Genomic DNA, 1,764 nt, shown 5'->3' with positions numbered 1-1,764 from the left:
GGATATAACAATAACATCAAATTCTGGAATGCCGCTCTTACTTACCTATTTATGAAAAACGACAGGGCGCAGTTAAAATTCTCGGTGAATGATATTTTGCAGAGCAATGTGCGTAGGAACATCCAGATTACGGGCAACAGTGTTATCGATACGCAGAGCAATAACCTGGGTAGATATGGCATGCTTACCCTTACTTATAATATCCAAAACTTTGGACAAAAAGTTGGCGGCAGACAAACGTTTTTTAATTTTTAGGTTGATTTAGCGTCATTTCGACCGCAGTGGAGAAATCCAATCCCGAGGTCTGTGTCTTCACAAACCTCAGCGAAAATTCTTCTTTTCAAACTTTTCATAATGGTCTGTGGAGACACAGACCATTGAAACAATTTATCATTACAAAAACATTTCCGCAAGCAACTCGTACGATCTTATCCGGTCTTCAAAATGCTCGGTAATGGTAACTGCCATCAGTTCATCAACATCATAGTCGGCAGCCAGTTTGGTAAGCCGCTCTTTAATTACAGTTGGCGTGCCATAAATCATCCGCGGTTTATTGGCATTAATCCGTTCCTGCTCTGCAGCGTTATAACTAATGTCTTTAATATCGTTCCAACCTACAGCAGTTAAGCCTCCGCCCTTCTCTAGCTGGAGAAAACGGTAAGCCATTAAAGCCTCCTGTTGTTTTACCTTTTCTTCATCTTCTGAGCAGAAAACAAAAAGTGCCACGTTTTCAACTGGTTTTGCCAAATCAACCGAAGGTTTAAAATGTTCCCGGTAGTATTGAACAGCCTGTGGTCCTCCATGCGGATTAATAAAATGCGCAAAAGAAAAACCCATTCCAAAGTGGGCCGAGAATAAGGCACTTTGTCCGCTGCTGCTCAAAAGCCATTGCTGCGGAACAGTTTCAGCAATGGGAATGGCTTTTATTTTGGCCTGGATACCACCATCAGAGGTATCATGCAAGTAATGTTGTAGCTCACGCAGTTGTTCTACAAAATCCTGCTCGCTCCAATTGTTTGATGGGTTAAGCATCGAAGCCGTAATGCGGTCGGTACCCGGTGCACGGCCCATTCCCAGATCGATCCGGTTAGGGTGCATCACTTCCAGCAAACGAAAACTTTCTGCAACCTTTAGCGCACTATGGTTGGGCAGCATAATACCGCCCGAACCTATTCTTAAAGTTTTGGTATGATTGGCCAGATGGGCAATTAAGATCTCGGGCGTTGAACCCGCCAAACTGGTGGTATTGTGATGTTCTGAAACCCAGAAACGGTGATATCCCAATCTTTCGGTTTCCTGTGCAAGTATAGTGGTTTCTTCAATGGCACGGCGGGCTGTAACACCCTTGCGAACCGGCGATTGATCTAACACACTAAGTTTAATTTTCGTATTGCTCATATTCGTATCTAACAAATTTATGAGCCTGTTAATTTAAAATAGGCGTGCGAAAAGCTTTATGACTTTTAGATTATTGCGCCAAAGTCAATTTGACCAAATACTGATCTTCGCCATCATCAAAAATCAATTCAGCATCCCATCCCGTTTCTTTTGCAATCTGTTTAATGGTTTCTTCATCTATATAAATCCAGTTAAACCAATTGCCTTTTTCGCCTTTATATTCGTACTGATAAGATACCTCACCATAATACTGGTTTTGCGGTTTAGGCATGTCCTCATATAAATAAGAAATATCAGAAGAATCGAAAATCACCTGTCCATCGGGATTGATGAGGTCTTTTAGCCTGATCAGGAAATCCTTAAAAC

At 41.9% G+C, this 1,764-nt stretch carries 2 protein-coding genes and 1 pseudogene; 1 reads left to right on the top strand and 2 read right to left on the bottom strand.

The genetic code is table 11. The annotated features are described in order from the left end of the window. Positions 1–255 (top strand): hypothetical protein (locus AC1DPQ_RS26770; RefSeq protein ID WP_477611434.1); only part of this gene is annotated, 255 nt, incomplete at its 5' end. A 138-nt stretch (positions 256–393) separates the two neighbouring features. Here the strand turns inward: AC1DPQ_RS26770 and AC1DPQ_RS26765 are convergent. Continuing rightward, a complete protein-coding gene (locus AC1DPQ_RS26765; protein WP_477581499.1) occupies positions 394–1,398 on the bottom strand; it encodes an LLM class flavin-dependent oxidoreductase in 1,005 nt (334 codons plus the stop codon). 70 nt (positions 1,399–1,468) lie between these two features. After that, positions 1,469–1,764 (bottom strand): annotated as a pseudogene (locus tag AC1DPQ_RS26760) (class I SAM-dependent methyltransferase); the annotation flags it as partial.

Source organism: Pedobacter sp. 01T416_2 (genome assembly GCF_056398925.1).
This window is presented reverse-complemented; position numbering and strand designations above follow the sequence as displayed.